This is a genomic window from Ruegeria sp. CDSC085, from assembly GCF_059610465.1.
Window position 1 is genome coordinate 85,475 of sequence record NZ_JBXWNR010000003.1, and the last position, 16,224, is coordinate 101,698.

General features: G+C 59.9%; 18 protein-coding genes. 10 read left to right on the plus strand and 8 right to left on the minus strand.

Features of this window, described 5'->3' with window-relative positions; translation table 11 throughout:
* Positions 1-28: 28 nt before the first annotated feature.
* The 3 genes from AC2FJB_RS06825 to AC2FJB_RS06835 all read left to right on the plus strand — a co-directional run bounded on the left by AC2FJB_RS06825 (position 29) and on the right by AC2FJB_RS06835 (position 2,460).
* A complete protein-coding gene (locus tag AC2FJB_RS06825; RefSeq protein ID WP_496717678.1) occupies positions 29-1,135 on the plus strand; it encodes a Hint domain-containing protein in 1,107 nt (368 codons plus the stop codon).
* Complete coding sequence (locus AC2FJB_RS06830; RefSeq protein ID WP_496667461.1) at positions 1,132-1,440, plus strand: hypothetical protein; 309 nt, start codon at positions 1,132-1,134, stop codon at positions 1,438-1,440. Before AC2FJB_RS06825 ends, AC2FJB_RS06830 begins: the two co-directional genes overlap by 4 nt.
* Before the next feature lie 66 nt (positions 1,441-1,506).
* Positions 1,507-2,460, plus strand: coding sequence for a LysR family transcriptional regulator (locus AC2FJB_RS06835; RefSeq protein WP_496717679.1), 954 nt, complete (start codon positions 1,507-1,509; stop codon positions 2,458-2,460).
* On the opposite strand, the gene AC2FJB_RS06840 is transcribed toward AC2FJB_RS06835, so the two are convergent.
* Positions 2,457-2,900, minus strand: coding sequence for a low molecular weight protein-tyrosine-phosphatase (locus AC2FJB_RS06840; protein WP_496717680.1), 444 nt, complete (start codon positions 2,898-2,900; stop codon positions 2,457-2,459). The genes AC2FJB_RS06835 and AC2FJB_RS06840 overlap by 4 nt on opposite strands.
* 28 nt (positions 2,901-2,928) lie before the next feature.
* Here AC2FJB_RS06840 and AC2FJB_RS06845 point away from each other — a divergent pair, with 28 nt between their 5' ends.
* Entirely contained in the window at positions 2,929-3,627 is a 699-nt protein-coding gene (locus tag AC2FJB_RS06845; RefSeq protein ID WP_496717827.1) for an NAD-dependent deacylase, read from the plus strand.
* Positions 3,628-3,688: 61 nt separating this feature from the next.
* On the plus strand, positions 3,689-4,297 hold the full coding sequence (locus AC2FJB_RS06850; protein WP_117869657.1) for an HdeD family acid-resistance protein: 609 nt from the start codon (positions 3,689-3,691) through the stop codon (positions 4,295-4,297).
* Positions 4,298-4,389: 92 nt separating this feature from the next.
* Here the strand turns inward: AC2FJB_RS06850 and AC2FJB_RS06855 are convergent, their stop codons facing one another.
* From AC2FJB_RS06855 to meaB, 4 genes are all read right to left on the minus strand, one after another.
* Positions 4,390-4,860, minus strand: a complete 471-nt coding sequence (locus tag AC2FJB_RS06855; RefSeq protein WP_496717681.1) for a copper chaperone PCu(A)C — start codon at positions 4,858-4,860, stop codon at positions 4,390-4,392.
* Positions 4,861-4,900: 40 nt separating this feature from the next.
* A complete protein-coding gene (locus AC2FJB_RS06860) occupies positions 4,901-5,251 on the minus strand; it encodes a glycosyltransferase family protein (protein WP_496717683.1) in 351 nt (116 codons plus the stop codon).
* Between the two features lie 407 nt (positions 5,252-5,658).
* Entirely contained in the window at positions 5,659-5,946 is a 288-nt protein-coding gene (rpmB, locus tag AC2FJB_RS06865) for a 50S ribosomal protein L28 (RefSeq protein WP_299644342.1), read from the minus strand.
* Positions 5,947-6,132: 186 nt separating this feature from the next.
* On the minus strand, positions 6,133-7,104 hold the full coding sequence (gene meaB, locus AC2FJB_RS06870; protein ID WP_117869661.1) for a methylmalonyl Co-A mutase-associated GTPase MeaB: 972 nt from the start codon (positions 7,102-7,104) through the stop codon (positions 6,133-6,135).
* A 192-nt stretch (positions 7,105-7,296) separates the two neighbouring features.
* Here meaB and hrpB point away from each other — a divergent pair, with 192 nt between their 5' ends.
* From hrpB to AC2FJB_RS06885, 3 genes are all read left to right on the plus strand, one after another.
* The gene (gene hrpB, locus AC2FJB_RS06875; RefSeq protein WP_496818028.1) at positions 7,297-9,771 is read left to right on the plus strand and encodes an ATP-dependent helicase HrpB; all 2,475 of its coding nucleotides are present in this window, start codon (positions 7,297-7,299) and stop codon (positions 9,769-9,771) included.
* Positions 9,772-9,927: 156 nt separating this feature from the next.
* Positions 9,928-10,386: an NUDIX hydrolase gene (locus tag AC2FJB_RS06880; protein ID WP_496717685.1), complete on the plus strand. Its 459-nt coding sequence runs from the start codon at positions 9,928-9,930 to the stop codon at positions 10,384-10,386.
* 87 nt (positions 10,387-10,473) lie between these two features.
* Positions 10,474-11,949, plus strand: a complete 1,476-nt coding sequence (locus tag AC2FJB_RS06885; protein WP_496717686.1) for an inorganic phosphate transporter — start codon at positions 10,474-10,476, stop codon at positions 11,947-11,949.
* 9 nt (positions 11,950-11,958) lie between these two features.
* Here the strand turns inward: AC2FJB_RS06885 and AC2FJB_RS06890 are convergent, their stop codons facing one another.
* The 3 genes from AC2FJB_RS06890 to AC2FJB_RS06900 form a co-directional block, all read right to left on the minus strand.
* On the minus strand, positions 11,959-12,933 hold the full coding sequence (locus tag AC2FJB_RS06890) for a 2-dehydropantoate 2-reductase (protein ID WP_496717687.1): 975 nt from the start codon (positions 12,931-12,933) through the stop codon (positions 11,959-11,961).
* Positions 12,934-13,012: 79 nt separating this feature from the next.
* Complete coding sequence (locus AC2FJB_RS06895; protein WP_496717688.1) at positions 13,013-13,975, minus strand: pirin family protein; 963 nt, start codon at positions 13,973-13,975, stop codon at positions 13,013-13,015.
* Positions 13,976-14,094: 119 nt separating this feature from the next.
* The gene (locus AC2FJB_RS06900) at positions 14,095-14,928 is read right to left on the minus strand and encodes a phytanoyl-CoA dioxygenase family protein (protein WP_496717690.1); all 834 of its coding nucleotides are present in this window, start codon (positions 14,926-14,928) and stop codon (positions 14,095-14,097) included.
* Between the two features lie 216 nt (positions 14,929-15,144).
* Here AC2FJB_RS06900 and AC2FJB_RS06905 point away from each other — a divergent pair, with 216 nt between their 5' ends.
* Both AC2FJB_RS06905 and AC2FJB_RS06910 read left to right on the plus strand, forming a co-directional pair.
* Entirely contained in the window at positions 15,145-15,633 is a 489-nt protein-coding gene (locus AC2FJB_RS06905; RefSeq protein WP_117869667.1) for a peptidase associated/transthyretin-like domain-containing protein, read from the plus strand.
* A 5-nt stretch (positions 15,634-15,638) separates the two neighbouring features.
* Positions 15,639-16,217, plus strand: coding sequence for a ferric reductase-like transmembrane domain-containing protein (locus tag AC2FJB_RS06910; protein ID WP_496717692.1), 579 nt, complete (start codon positions 15,639-15,641; stop codon positions 16,215-16,217).
* Positions 16,218-16,224 lie beyond the last annotated feature (7 nt).

A 16,224-nucleotide genomic window follows, 5' to 3' on the forward strand; every position in this document is an offset into this window, starting at 1 on the left:
CGTTTCAAAAACAGAAAGCAGGGAAGACTTGGCCGATTATTCGATCTTTGTGTTGGGTGAAGGTCAATTGTCCGTCTCTGTGGCGCAGGGTCTGGACGGGATCAATCAGGGCACGGGGATACATCTTATAGGTGAAACGATTACCATTAATTCGCGCGCGGCGACTGAAGTTTTCATCACGGATGCTGGATCGGACACCGACTTTTCCGACAATGATGGTAATCAGCGGTTAAACGGCGATCAGACAATCGATGGCACGCTTTTCTCCAGCGGCACGCGTGTTGAAGCCGAATATGGTATTACGCTGACTGATGGAACAACCACATGGCAGGCGGTTGCGTTCAACGTGAACAACTCATCACCGGCATATGGAAGCGTTGAGGGCATCGCATTCATTGGGGGACCCGGAAAGTTTCCGCCGGCCGGAGTACCTTTGACGGTCGTCAGCACACAGGAAGGTCCCAGCTTCGCATCAAACGCATATGTCAGCCCCATTTGTTACTGTCGCGGAACACTGATCGAAACCAAGTCCGGATACCGGCCCATCGAAATGTTGAAGCCGGGTGATGAAATCTGGACCCGTGACAATGGCTATCTACCCGTCATCTGGACAGGTGAACAGGCTGTCATCACAGCCGGTCGTTTCAGAATGGTCGAAATTCCCGAGGGAACGCTATCGAATTTCGCACTTTTGAAAGTGTCCCAGCAACACAGAATGCTGGTCACGCACCCTTTGGCTGAAATCCTTTGCGCAGAGAACGAAGTGTTTGTTCCAGCTATCAGCCTTGTTGATGCGGGCATTGCAACAATGTGCAAGGAGAACAGTGCAACTTACCATCATCTGCTGCTTGAGACACATAACGCCATTAACGCCAACGGAGCAAGTTCCGAGAGCCTGCTGCTGGCACCATCCGCCAGCCGCCAGAACCCGGATGATCTGTTCTTTCACGGCCTGGTCGATCAGGTTTCATCTGCCGTTGAAACCGCGAGGCTGACACTGAAGAGAAAAGAGGCAACATTTTTGATCAACAGTATCTTGACCGTTGATCCGAATTCCCGTTTGATTCATACTCCGCCGCAGACCGAGAGGGGCATCAGACCCGTCCGGGCAGGCAAAAACGAGGCTCGAGTATGAAACAGTTTCTCCTTATCGCGTTTTGCGCCACGTCTCTCACGGCGGTTGCGCCTGTTGCAGACGCGGCGCAGATCAAGCGGGCGTGTCTGGCGTCGGACCGGTCGGCAGCGACGCGGGATCGGTGTACTTGCATCCAGCGCGTGGCGGATCAGGCGCTGACCCGCAGCGATCAGAAGACCGTGGCCAAGTGGTTCTCTGACCCGCATCAGGCGCAAGAGTTGAAGATGTCGCAGACCGCGCGCGATGATGCGCTGTGGGATCGGTATCAGAACTTTGGCCAGATGGCGCAGGCGATCTGCAACTAAGCCCTTCGGAACGCTTGACCTGATGCACGCTGCGCCCCAGAAAAGGCGCAACGAAAGGTGTATCTTATGGTGATGAAAGGGCTGACCCTGCGGGGCCTTGAAGTATTCGAGGCCTTGGCACGGACGGGATCGGTGGCGCAAGCCGCCGAGATCACGGGGCTCAGCCAGCCATCCGTTTCCCAGCAATTACGTAATCTGGAAAAGGCGTTGGGCACTGAACTGGTCGATCACGGGCGGCGACCGATGCGCCTGACACAGGCCGGGCGCAGCTTTCTGGCGCGGGCCGAGACGGTTCTGGCCGAGCTGCAAATGGCACAAAGCGAATTGTCGGTCATGGATCTGGGGCATCTGACCACGCTGTCAATCGGGCTGATCGACGACTTCGACAATGATCTTACCCCGCGGCTGGCAACGTTGCTGGCAGACAGTCTAACCCGATCGAATTTCAAACTGATCACATTGTCGAGCCTCGATCTGTTCGAGGCCCTGGCCGAACAACGCCTGCATATGGCCGTAACCGCCCATAGCGGAGAAGTGCTGGAGGGCGTGGTCGAGTACCCTCTGGTCCGGGATCCGTTCATTCTGGTTGCACCACAGGGGTCGGGCGGAGTGGAGGCGGTACAGGACAGGCTGCCATATCTGCGCTATGCCCGCGAGCAACTGATCAGCCGGCAGATCGAGGCGCATATGGCGCGCGGCGCGCAGGAGTTTGAGGAACGGTTCGAGATCGGCTCGCACATGGCGCTGATGGCCATGGTTGCACGGGGCCTGGGTTGGACGATCACGACGCCGCTGGGTTTCATGCGCGCAGCGCGGTTCCATGAAGGGCTGGAGGCCCACCCTGCCCCGTTCGGGGATTTCTCGCGCAGCATATCCTTGCTGGCGCGTACGGACTGGTCCGATCAGGTACCGCAGGAGGTCGCGGGCATGACACGGCGCCTGATGCAGAACCAGATCGTGGACCCGGCTTTGGCCAAACTGCCCTGGCTGAGCGGATCGCTGCGGGTGATCGGCGGTTAACTGTCCAGATGAGCGGCAAGGCCCTCGACCGCCGCTTCGATCAGGTCCAGAGCGCCATCGAAATCCCGTGTATAATATGGGTCAGGCACATGATCCGCGCCGGTTTCAGGGGCGAAATCGGTCAGCAGGCGCACCGGGGTGTCACTGCCGGCGGGGCGCAGATCCTCGATATCCGCGATGTTGTTGGCGTCCATGCCGAGGATCAGGTCGAAGCGGGCGAAATCGGCGGCGGTGAACTGACGGGCGCGCAGGTCACCCAGGTCGATTCCCCTGACCTTCGCAGCTGCCTGCATCGGGCCATAGGGCGGGTTCCCAGCGTGCCAGCCCATGGTTCCGGCACTATCGGTTACGTGGTGCGGCGCGCGGGCGCGGAAAACGCCTTCGGCAGCGGGCGAACGGCAGATATTGCCCAGGCAGACAAAGAGGATACGGTGTGACATGCACCAAACTGTACCGCGCGGAGGAGAAATGGAAAAGATCGTGATCCTGACCGGGGCCGGAATATCCGCCGAAAGCGGGTTGAGCACCTTTCGCGATGAGGGTGGATTATGGGCACAGCACCGGATCGAAGATGTCGCCACGCCGGAAGGATTCGCCCGCGACCCCGCACTGGTTCAGGGGTTTTACAATGCGCGGCGCGTTCAGGCCTCTGAGGTGCAACCCAATGCCGCACATGAAGCACTGGCCCGATTGCAACGGGACTGGCCCGGATACGTCGTGATTGTCACCCAGAACGTGGACAGCCTGCATGAGGCGGGCGGCGCCAAAGATGTCATCCACATGCACGGAACATTGGTCGGCGCTTTGTGTTCTGCCTGCGGCCATCAATGGACCGCCCCGACCGAGATGGCTGTAGGAGAACCCTGCCCCGCCTGTGCGCACCCCTCTGCCCGGCCCGATGTGGTTTGGTTTGGTGAAATGCCCTATTTCATGGACGAGATTTATGACCACCTGGCCAGCGCGTCGCTTTTTGCTGCCATTGGCACCTCGGGTCAGGTTTATCCGGCAGCGGCCTTTGTGCACGAGGCACAAGCGGCGGGCGCACGGACGATCGAAATCAATCTGGAACCGTCGCTGGGCACATCCGGGTTTGACGAACGTATTGTCGGCAAAGCGACTCAAACAGTTCCGCGATGGGTCGAGCATCTGCTTGCGCCGCACACTTAAAGTACAGACAGCACGCGCTTAATTTGTATAGACTATCTTCGAAACGACTGGAGGACGAGAAATGGCTGATCAAGACCCCCGGACCGGTGAGATCCTTGATGACGACAGCATGGCCGGGCGCGACATGCTGGGCGAGCAGCTTTCCAGCCTGTGGTGGACCTTTCTGCTGCGCGGCGTATTGGCCGGGCTTGTCGGCATTGCCGCACTGTTCTGGCCGTCGGGCAGCATCGCGTTGCTGCTGCGACTGGTTGGCGTGCTGCTGATCCTCGATGGCGGCCTGACGCTCTTGGGCGTTGGGCGACGTGGTGTGATGGGCGGCGCTGCGATTGGTGCGCTTCTGATCGGGCTTGTCCTGCTGTTCTGGCCGGAAGGGACGGTCAAACTGGCCTTTTTCCTGATGGGCGCATGGGCGCTGATCATCGGGATCGGCTCGCTGGCGGCCTCCGGGCAAATGCATGAGAGAGACCCGCAACGTGGCTCGATGCGCGTATCGGGATTCGTCGCGCTTGTCGTCGGGCTCGTTTTGATGATCTGGCCCGCGGTCGCGCTTGTTGCGCTGGGATGGGGCATCGCCTTTTCGGCACTGGCCATTGCTGCCGTCATGTTCTGGCTGGCGTCCCGATTCCGTCAGGCCGGCGACCGTGTTGGCCTGAAGACCGTCAATAAGTAGAACCAGCGACAGCCACAAGGACAACAGGCCGGGCAATGCCCGGCCTGACGCATGAATGACGGCCGCAGCGCGGCCTGAAGACAGGCGTTGCCCTAGTTCGAATGTGATCCCCCGCCCATGTCCTGGCGCTCCAGATCGACCGGGATTTCGACTTCAACCTCGCCCGCTTTTTCGAAGATCAGCGTCACCGGAACCGTGGCACCCTGCTCGAACGGTGCCGTCAGCCCCATGAACATCACGTGGTCGCCGCCGCGTTTCAGCATATGGGTCTCGCCGGCCGGAATGGCAAAGCCTTCCTCGACATGCATCATCTTGGCCACGCCATTCTCGTCGACTTTGTGCGTATGCAGTTCGACCCGGGCCGCGGCATCCGAAGACGCGCCGACCAGCCGGTCATCTGTATCACCCTGATTCCGGATCATCATGAACGCAGCACCCGCCTTGGCGGTCTTTCCCGATGACCGGGCATAGGCGTCATCAACTTTGATTGTACCTTCGGCAAAAGCCGGCAAAGCCAGTGTCACAACGGACAGAGTTGCAAACAGAGTAGTCTTGAGGGACATCGTGCCTCTCCTGTGATTTGAGTTTTAAAAAGATTGTTTTTCAAATACTTACAGGCGGCGCACGCGCTGGGGAGCCGGGGACTGGCAAAGCGACCTGATTGACCAGATGCCGCAACGGCGAAGGCTGCGCCTGTTTCGGCGCCACAGGCATCGATGGGTGGGCGACGGCAATCGCGCCCATCAGGGACAGCGCATAGTCCGGACAGTAATGCGGTGGCGCGGTCGGTTGCCCGTCTTCGTCCATATAGACAACGACCGGACCGGTGCCTGTGCACAGCACCATCTGACCCACGGCCCTGTCCATGCCGCGCGAAACAGCAAGGCCCTGCCCGGTCAGAACCAAAAGCAGGGACAGAACATAAGGTAGGATTCTGATTAAAACTGGTCTCATCCTGACTCGGGTATAGGTCAGTCAGCAGAGTAGCTTCAAGCGCCAAAGGGTCGCGCTTGAAGCTGGCTTCAGTAGTCAATTCCCGGTCGTTTCACCTTGCTTGTATTGAAGCTGGTGTGGGAACGGTTCACCCTGCGCTGCATCCGCGTGCAAGCCGAAATTGCTTTGCGAAAGACCGCGGCCAGGAACAGGAAAAGGTAGAAACTTTTTAACGTCATAGTGTGGCCCCCGCCTGATGAATGACAGTTACGTTAGGTCAGATTCGAGAGCCCGTATGTGAAGCAATTCACCAATAGCGAAAAATAATTTCGAAATTGAAAACAATATGAGGCAGTGTGGGCGTTTCAAAAAAGAAAAAGCCCCGCACCACAGAGGTACAGGGCTTGAAATACCGTTAGCGAAAAGGCTTAGGCCGTGGCTTGTGCCTTGGCGATTTCCTTCTTCACTTTCAGAGCGTTCGACGACAACTCTTCATCCTTGGCTTTGGCCAGGAATGCGTCCAGACCACCGCGGTGGTCAACCGAACGCAGGGCAGCGGCCGAGATGCGCAGCTTCACGCCGCGGCCCAGGGTCTCGGACTGCAGGGTGACGTCATTCAGGTTCGGCAGGAAACGACGACGAGTTCTGTTTTTGGCGTGGCTGACATTGTTGCCAGTCATCGGGCCTTTTCCGGTCAGTTCGCAACGGCGCGACATGGTTTCTTCCTTTGTTTCTGGAGGCCGGGCACAAAGCCCTCGGCCAAATCACAAGGGGCACAACCCGAAGTCGCGCCCGAAAACTGGTTGGATGCGTGTAGTGGGAATCGCAGGGAGGGTCAAGACGGGCTGCGCGAATTCTTTCATTTTGCGCCAACCTTTGAAACCCCGCCCTTTTTCAACCCGTCAGGTCAGCGTATTGAGCAGTTCCTGTGCCGCCAGGACCGGGTTCAGATGCCCGGCCGAGACTTCGGCATTCAGACGCTCCATCTCGGCCTTGGCTTGCGGCGTGTCGAGGCGGGCCAGAAGGGCGTGACGGACTTCCTGATCGAACCAGTAACGTGCCTGCGCGGCGCGGTTGGCCTCCCAGATACCATTGTCGCTGCGCCACTGGATCAGGGATTGCATCTCGTCCCAGGCTTGCTCCAGCCCCTGTTCTTCGACCGCTGAAACGGTCATTGCCTTGGGGAAACCTTCGGGATCCTGGGGGCGCTTGCGCAGCAATCGCAGCGCGCCGGCATAGTCTGCGCACGTCCGTGTCGCCGTGGCCTTCAGGTCACCATCCGCCTTGTTGATCAGGATGATGTCGGCCATCTCCATGATGCCACGTTTGACACCCTGCAATTCGTCCCCACCCGCCGGGGCCAACAACAACAGAAACAGGTCCGACAATTCAGACACCACCGTTTCGGACTGCCCTACGCCCACGGTTTCGATCAGCACCACATCATAGCCCGCGGCCTCGCACAGGGCGATGGCCTCACGGGTCCGTCGGGCAACGCCGCCGAGATGGCTCTGGCTGGGGGACGGGCGGATGAAAGCGTTCTTCTCGCGGCTCAGGCGTTCCATCCGGGTTTTGTCCCCCAGAATCGAGCCCCCCGAACGGGCAGAGCTGGGATCGACTGCCAGAACCGCGACACGCAGCCCCTGCCCCGTCAACATCATTCCAAAGCTTTCGATGAATGTGGACTTGCCCACTCCTGGCGTGCCCGACAAACCGATCCGCAGCGCCTGGCGCCCCGATCCGGCGAGCTGTGCCAACAGCTCGCTCGCCTGTGCGCGATGATCGGCGCGGTTGCTTTCCACCAGAGTGATTGCACGTGCCAGCGCCCGGCGCTCGCCCTTCAAAATCCTGTCGCTGAGGCTGTCTGTCTGCATTCTTGTCCCGATCCTAGAGGCAAGAATAGTTGCCGCGCTCCGGGGGCGTTTGTCCAGACCGGAGGTCTCTGGAAATGCGATCAAGGCAATAGCTGCGTCAATTCGTGCGCCGCGTGGCACTTCCGGTTATGGTCTTGGCACCATGGGTTACACCAAAGTGCTCGTACTGTGCGAGAACTGGACGTCACCTGCATGATGGCGGATAAGAGCCGGATGACGATACGCCTGCCCATCGACGACGCCATTCCCGAACTGCTAGACACTTTACGTGCGCATGGTCGCGCGGTGCTTCAGGCGCCACCCGGGGCGGGCAAGACCACGCGGGTTCCTCTGGCAATGCTCGAGGCAAGTCTGTGTGACGGCAGGATCGTGATGCTGGAGCCCCGGCGGCTGGCGGCCCGGGCCGCTGCCGAGCGGATGGCCGAGACCCTGGGAGAGCGCGCAGGGCAGACCGTGGGTTACCGTGTGCGCGGTGATGCGAAAGTGTCAAAAGACACCCGGATCGAAGTGGTGACCGAAGGTATCCTGACGCGGATGCTGCAATCCGAACCCGACCTGCCCGGCATCAGCGCGGTGGTTTTCGACGAATTCCATGAACGGTCTCTGAACGCCGATCTGGGGCTGGCCTTGTGCCTTGAGGTAACGGGCGCACTGCGAGACGATCTGATCCTGCTGGCTATGTCAGCCACGCTGGATGCAGATCCCGTCGGCGCGTTGATGGCGGCCCCGCTGATCACATCAGACGGGCGCAGCTTTCCGGTTGAGACGCGCTGGCTTGATCGGCCATTGGGACCGCAAGCGCGACGGTTGGATGCGTTGATCGATCTGGTGACTCAGGCCGAGCGTGAGACGCGCAAGTCCGGCGGCGGAATTCTGGTTTTCCTGCCGGGAGAGGGCGAAATTCGGCGCGCTGAGGGCGCTTTGAACAGTCGATTACCCAATAGTTGCGTGGTGCGCCCGTTATTCGGGGCCATGCCCTTTGCGGCCCAGCGTGCGGCGATCGCCCCGGTGGAACATGGGCGCAAAGTGGTGCTGGCGACGTCGATTGCCGAAACGTCGCTGACGATCCCCGATATCAAGGTTGTCGTGGACATGGGGCAGGCCCGACGGGCTCGGTTCGATCCGGGATCGGGAATGTCACGGCTGGTGACCGAACGGGTGACACGGGCCGAGGCCACACAGCGTGCGGGCCGGGCCGGACGTGTCGCCGAAGGGGTGTGTTACCGGCTCTGGTCGAAGGGGGAAGACGGTGCGCTAGCCGCCTACCCGCCTGCCGAGATCGAAGCGGCTGACCTGACCGGGCTGGCGCTGGAGCTGTCCCTGTGGGGCGCTGGCGCGGCCGATCTTGCCTTTCTGACTCCACCTCCCGAAGGGACGATGGCCGAGGCGCGGGCTTTGCTGACAATGCTGGGCGCACTCGACACCAATGGGCGGATCACTGATCATGGGCGCGCCCTGGCAGCACTGCCCTTGCATCCCCGGTTGGGGCACATGCTTGTGCGGGCCGGTCCAAACGCCGCACCTTTGGCGGCGTTGATGGCAGAGCGTGACCCCCTTCGCGGTGCGCCGGTGGATATCACCCTGCGGCAAGAGGCGCTGCGTGATCCACGGACTTTTCAGCGCAACAGGGTCTGGCAGGTCAACATGGGCGCCGTGGATCGGATCAATGCCGAGACCAAACGGTTGCGGAAACAGGCCAAGGGCGACTCTGCTGATCTGAGCCCTGCCGCCATGGCTGCGCTGGCGTATCCTGACCGCATCGGGCAGCGGCGCAAAGGTGACGCGCCGCGCTATGTGCTGTCAGGGGGAAAAGGCGTTGTTCTGGACAGTGCGGATCCACTGGCCAACGCTCCGTTTCTGGTCGTCATCGACACTGATGGCAACCCGCGCGAGGCTAAGGTCCGGATGGCCACCCAGATTTCGGAACGCGAAATCCGCGATCTGTTCGCGGATCAGATCGATTGGGTTGAGACTTGCGCCTGGTCGAAACGCGAGCGGCGGGTCGTGTCTCGGTGGCAAGAGCGGTTCGGCGCGATCACGTTGGATGACCGCATCTGGAAGAACGTTCCAGACGACGCCGTGGCGCACGCGATGCTGGACGGGGTCCGCGATCTGGGCTTGCGGCTGGAGGGTGCCGCCGCGCGTTTGGCCGCCCGTGTCGAACTGGTGCGTGCCGATGGCGTCGATCTGCCCGATTTTTCGGTCGCAGGCCTGATGGCCGAGATGGACGACTGGTTGCTGCCCATGCTGTCAGGTGTCAAAAGCGCCGAAGACTGGAAGAGGTTCGACCTTATGCCCGCCCTGCGCGCGCGGCTGGACTGGGCACAGACGCAGGAACTGGACCGGCGCGCTCCGGGGTCATTTGAAACGCCGCTGGGGCGCAAGGTGCCAATTGATTACAGCGCTGCCGTGCCTGAAATCTCGGTCCGCTTGCAGGAAGTGTTTGGCGTGACCCGACATCCGGCAATCGGCGGCCAGCCTTTGAAGATCACCCTGCTGTCACCAGCACAACGCCCGATCCAGATAACGCGCGACCTGCCCGGTTTCTGGGCGGGCTCTTACGCGGATGTACGCAAGGACATGAGGGCGCAATACCCCAAACACCCCTGGCCCGAAGATCCGACCCGGGCTGATCCCACGCTGAGAGCGAAGCGCAGACGGGAATAGAGCAGTCAGAAAATTCTTCTGTTTGGCCAAAAACCCACAATTTCAGGCTAAAAACCCTCAGATATCGGCCAAAATCGGAAGATACAATTGAAACTCACCATTTCTGTTGTTATGTCTTATCAACTTTGAAGGCATAGAGTAGACAACAAGAAACCGATGAGTGCATGGCTGCAAAACATCTGGGAAGAGGTTGGACGACCTCTTTTTCTGCGCCCCCGGCGGGTGCAGTTTGCAGCGTTGTGCACCCGCATTCATGACGGAATGGACGAAGTCCTGTTGATCACCAGCCGCGACACCAGACGCTGGATCATCCCGAAAGGTTGGCCAATTGATGGTTTGAGTGGAGCGGAAACGGCCCTGCAGGAGGCCTGGGAAGAGGCCGGAGTACGCGGGGATACGGTACACAATGATCCCATCGGTCGTTACACTTACGACAAGATCCTCAAAGACGGATCAGCGCAGCCGGTTTTGGCCAGTGTCTACCGGGTTTCGGTGCGCGCACTGGCTGAAGAGTTTCCCGAGGCCGATCAGCGCGAACGCCGCTGGTTTTCGCCGGCTGATGCGGCCACACAGGTACAGGAGCCCGAGTTACAGGCCTTGTTGCGTAGTCTCTAAGGAATTCGCAACAATTCTGTGGCACCCAGCTTGCCTGCGCAGCAGGAAACCGCTAGCTGCGCGCTCGTTCAATATTTGACCAAGTTCATGTCTGACACGAATCCAAAACCACGCTGGCAAAAACTAGACAGCGACCTGCACCGGATTTCGCGTGTCGAAGCCGCCAATATCCATGTCGCGCGCCATTTGCTGGCACCGGGAGTCGCGCTGGCCTTCATGGCATTGGCCGGGCTGACGGCGGCAGTTCTGTTTGGTCAGGCGGATGGTAGCTATATCGTCGTCGCAGCGGCTGCGTTCGGGGCCTATATGGCAATCAATATTGGCGCCAATGACGTGGCCAACAATATGGGCCCTTCGGTTGGTGCGAATGTGCTCACCATGGGCGGCGCCATCGTGATTGCCGCCATTGCCGAAAGCACAGGCGCTTTGCTTGCGGGGGGTGATGTGGTTTCGACCATCTCCAAGGGGATCATCGATCCGGCCTCGGTGCAAAACAGCGAGGTGTTCATCTGGGCCATGATGGCGGCGCTGATATCGTCAGCCATGTGGGTCAACCTGGCAACCTGGATCGGCGCTCCTGTTTCCACCACGCATTCTGTCGTGGGCGGGGTCATGGGTGCAGGTATTGCCGCAGCGGGCCTGAGCGCGGTGAGCTGGGGCACAATGAGCGCAATTGCGGCCAGCTGGGTGATCTCGCCGGTGCTTGGGGGTGTGATTGCAGCGGGTTTTCTGGCGCTGATCAGGTCAAAGATCCAGCATCAGGACGACAAGATTGCAGCCGCGCGCAAATGGGTGCCAATCCTTTTGGCGGTGATGGCTGGGGCCTTTTCCACATATATGTCCGTCAAAGGGCTGAAGCGGATCGTGACAATCGATCTGGAGATGGCTTTGCTGATCGGGTTGTCTGTGGGGCTTCTGGCCTGGTCCGTGACCGTCCCGTGGGTCAAACGCAAATCCGAAGGAATGGAGAACCGGACCCGGTCTCTGAAAACGCTGTTTGGGCTGCCCCTTGTGATCTCGGCCACGTTCCTGAGTTTCGCCCACGGCGCAAATGACGTGGCCAATGCGGTCGGCCCGCTGGCCGCGATTGTTCACGCGGCTGAATTCGGAGAGTTCGCAGCCAAGGTTTCAATCCCTCTGTGGGTGATGATCATTGGCGCGTTCGGGATTTCGTTCGGTCTGTTCCTGTTCGGCCCCAGGCTGATCCGCATGGTGGGCAGTCAGATCACCAAGCTGAACCCGATACGCGCCTTTTGCGTCGCCCTGTCGGCGGCGATCACCGTAATTCTGGCCAGCTGGCTGGGTCTGCCGGTCAGTTCGACCCATATTGCCGTTGGAGCAGTCTTTGGCGTCGGCTTCTATCGCGAGTGGCATTCCGAGCGTCGGCGCAAGCAGGGAAACCTTCAGCGCACGGCGCAACACCTTGCCCCGGAAGAATACCGCCGTCGCAAGCTGGTGCGCCGGTCGCATTTCATGACCATCGTGGCGGCATGGGTTGTGACCGTGCCAGCCGCTGCAACCATGTCGGCGGTAATATACTGGGTACTGACTGCATTCGTCTGACGAATACCGTCAGAGCCTGATCTGCTCAGGTGACAACGGGTGATCGGGTGCGTGTTTGATCAGGTCGGACACTTGCGTGCAGATGGGTGTTGGCACTCCGGTTTCGTGACCCATCCGGATGATATGGCCTTGCAGACTGTCAATTTCCGTTTGGCGCTCGGCCATCAGGTCATAGGCCATGGACGTTCGCGCACTCGGATCGATTGTCAGCATCCGGGCCGCGATCCGGGTGAACAGCGGCGTCGGAAGTCGCAGAATATGCGGCGTCATCCATGCCGGAAGTGGTGTGGTCGAAGCCACGGGATGCCCCGCCGCCTTGAGAACAGTCAGTGCCTCGGACATCTGATCCGCCATGAGATTGCGCCAGTCGCGGTTCATCAGCTGATCCACCAGCGTGAGGCCCGACAAGGCATTGAGCGCATTGTTCAGGTTGATCACAAGCTTGCCCCATTGCACGGCCTCGATCCGGTCGCTGGACATAACGGGAAGGTCCGCACTGCTCAGCTGCGTCGCCAGATCTCCGGTGCCGCTCTGGATGACGATCTCTCCGGACGTGGCCCGGTGATAGGTGGCGGGGGCAGTCGGCACCACATTGAACGGAACCATTCCGGCGCGAACGTCGCGCCCGGGAAGGGCATTGCGCAGTGTTGTTGCGGCCTCGATCCCGTTTTGCCAGGATAGGACAGGCACATCTCGCGGTGCAATAGTGCCAATCAGCTCGGCCATGTCTGATGTAGCGCCCGATTTGACGGATACGATGACGAGTTCGGCCTGACCCAGGCAGGCCGGATCTTCACTGAGAGACAAAAATTCGGGCGGAACCGTGTAATCAAGGCCGTCAAAATCCGTGACCGTCAGCCCGTGCTCACGGATCGGGTCCAGCACACGCGCCCGTCCCAGAAGGGTCACGGAGTGCCCCGAACGGGCAAGCAAGGCACCGCAGTAGCAGCCAATGCTGCCCGCGCCTGCGAGGACAATTTTCATGATACCCCCTCCGGTATTCCCGAAAAGGATCACCGCAAACGGCCCGTGACACAAGCCCACTTGCCCCTGACGTCGCGCGCTAGCGGGCCAGCCGGGGTTTTGTGTGCTCAAGCTCTTTGGAAATAGGGATAAATTCCTGATCGTCACCCGGAGGCAGGTGAAACGCACCGTTGGCCCAATCGGCGCTTTTCCACTCACGGGTTGCCGTTTCGATCTTTTCCTTCGAAGACGAAACGAAATTCCACCAGATGTAGCGGTCTTCATTTAGGGTCGCTCCGCCCAGCAGCATCAGCCGTGCGCCCAGTGCGCCCGCCGTGACAGACAGCCTGTCCCCGGGGCGGAACACCATCATGCGGCCCTCGTCAAACGTGTCACCCGCGATTTCGACCGAACCTTGCGTGACATAGACACCGCGATCTTCGTGGTCGTCAGGCAGAGGGAAGGACGCGCCGGGTTCCAATTGCACATCGAGATAGAAGGTTTCGGACAACATCCTGACCGGGCTGGTCTCACCATAGGCCGAACCCAGGATCAACCGGGCGCTGACACCCGCATCCTGAAGATGCGGCAGTGCGGCCTGTTTGTGGTGTTCGAAATCCGGGGCCATATCCTCATGCGCTTCGGGCAAGGCAATCCAGGTCTGAATACCGAACAGGCTGTGTTTCTTGCCTCGGGTCTCATCACTGGTGCGTTCTGAATGGGTCACACCGCGGCCTGCGACCATCCAGTTGACCTCGCCGGGATAGATCATCTGATGTGTGCCAAGGCTGTCGCGGTGCTCGAACTCGCCCTGGTACAGATAAGTGACCGTGCCCAATCCGATATGCGGGTGGGGGCGAACATCGATGCCGCCTTCGGTGATGAATTCAGCAGGCCCCATTTGATCGAAAAAGATGAACGGGCCCACCAACTGTCGTTTTACCGAAGGCAGCGCACGGCGCACCTCGAACCCTCCCAGGTCACGGGCACGCGGGATGATCAACGTGTCCAGCGCCGGATTTTCCGAGATGCAGTCCGGATTGTGTGTCGGGTTCCAACTCATTTCAGCACTCCCCTCGTTGCAGATGGTCAGGCCGTCTGCGTTCTCTCAGGTAAGAAATAGCCGCGCAAAGCAGCCTATAAAGTGCACGATTGCACAGGTGGAGTACGGCGCCGTTCCGACTAACGCGGCCAGAGCTGGGGGAAAAAGGGTCCGTCAATCCGATCCCCCTCGCCATAACCTGCTGCCTCGAACTGCGCGCGCTCGTCCTTGGCCCAGTCGCCACGGTATCGGATGACACCGTCTGGTGCGGTCATGCGAAGGGTAAAGCGGCGCACCGTTTCCGACGGGGTGGTTGAAGACAGCCCGCCATGCAGCGTTCGCATGTCGAAGAAAATGCAATCCCCAAGCTCAAGATCCCATTGCAGCAAATCAAACGCGTCGGGGTCTGCATTGACATCAGGTGGTGGGTGATAGGTCTGCCCGGCAACTTCGGTGGGCTTATAGCTGGGATGACCATCGGCGAACCGCACCCGCATGAACAGCTTGTCCCATAGGTGTGAGCCTTTGACGAAAGCGATGCCGTTTTCCTTGGTCACTGGTTCCAGCGGCAGCCAAAGGACGCACATCGTACCTTCGAAATCGAAGTAAGACAGGTCCTGATGGAAGGGCGGGCGCGAAGTCGAGCCGGCCTCGCGGAGAAACCAGTTGTCCATGACAAGGTTTACGGATGGCGCGCCCAGCAACCCGGCAGCAAGCGGTGCGCAGGGTGAATTGTGAACGAATTCGTTGAATTGCGGAATTTTATTCCAGGCCCAGTAGTCTTCGAAATAACCCGGGGCGTCCGGATCCTTGGTGTGGCGAGTGAAATTGTCGGTTGGAGTGTCAAGGTCGGCATCGATACCGGCGCGCAACAGTGACAACCAGTCAGATGAGAATTTCGACCGGAGAACAACAGCCCCATCGCGTTGGAAGGCGCCGATGTCTTCCTTTGTGACCAGGTCTGCTGTCGTCATGGAATGATCATCCCGAAGTGGTTCGGTGACCCTGAGCATCGCACCGCACAGCACGAGACGTCAAAGAGATTCGTTTCGACGACCCAGAATCGCTCACAGTACAGTGAGCGTGCATGGGTTGAACCGAGCACAGCCTCGGATTTTTAGAGAAACATGCTATGTTTCAGATGGAAGCCGCAGACTGACAAGATTGGATCGCGTATTGGAGGTTTCTCGATGACAGATGCGTTGCTGTCCCGCCGTTCCCTGATCACCCAAGGTGCTGCCGTTTTGGCAACCGGGGCTGCGGGGCTTTTGGTTCCTGCACGCGCAGCCGGGCTTGCGCCGACGCCTTCGATGCGGGGTGGATCAAACAACTATCGCCCTGGCGCACCGGTCGTGGACCGGATCGGCAGAGGGGGGTTCTGGATGACCGGCACCGTACGACGGGCGGGCGACGGCGCACCCCTGCCCGGCCAACGCATTCAAATCTGGGCCCATACCACCGAGGGGCACGAGCGTGACCCGCAAAGCCATGGGGCGACTTTGACGAATGAAAAGGGTGAATTCCGCCTGGAAATGCCGCAGATCGTGCCCGCTTTCGGCCAACCGCACGGGCATCTGGCCTATGACAGCGGCGCGTTCGAGACGGTGTTCCTGCGGCCTGTGATGTCCAGTTCCAAGGACAAGACACTGGCTGCGCATTTCGTGTTGCAACCGCTCTGATCCCGGTGATCCGAACCGGTGTCATTTGGGCGACCCTGATCGCCGCCCTTGCCGTTCCTCTGATCGCTGCGGCAGGCAGCCCTTACCTTGCATGGCGCGACCCTGTCTACATCCTCGCCGGGTTTGCCGGAATTCTGAGCTTGGATCTGCTGTTGTTGCAACCGCTTCTAGCCGGAAAAAACCTTCCGGGCTTGTCCGCAGTGAAGAGCCGCCACATTCACCGTTGGGTCGGCCTGACCCTGGTGCTGGTGATTGTGGTCCATGTCGCGGGTTTGTGGCTTACCAGCCCGCCGGATGTGGTGGATGCGTTGTTGTTCGTCTCTCCGACACCGTTCTCGGCCTGGGGCGTCATTGCCATGTGGACAGCTTTCGGGGCGGCCCTGCTGGGTGTCTTCCGCCAGCACCTGCGTCTGCGCTTTCGACTTTGGCGGCTGAGCCACACCGTGCTGGCCGCGGTGACGATTGTCGGCAGCGTTGTTCACGCCATGCTGATCGAAGGCACGATGGAGATCATGACCAAAACAGCGCTTTGCACACTGGTCCTGCTGGCGAGCGCAAGCGCACTCGCCAAGCTGAAAGTGTGAGATGTCC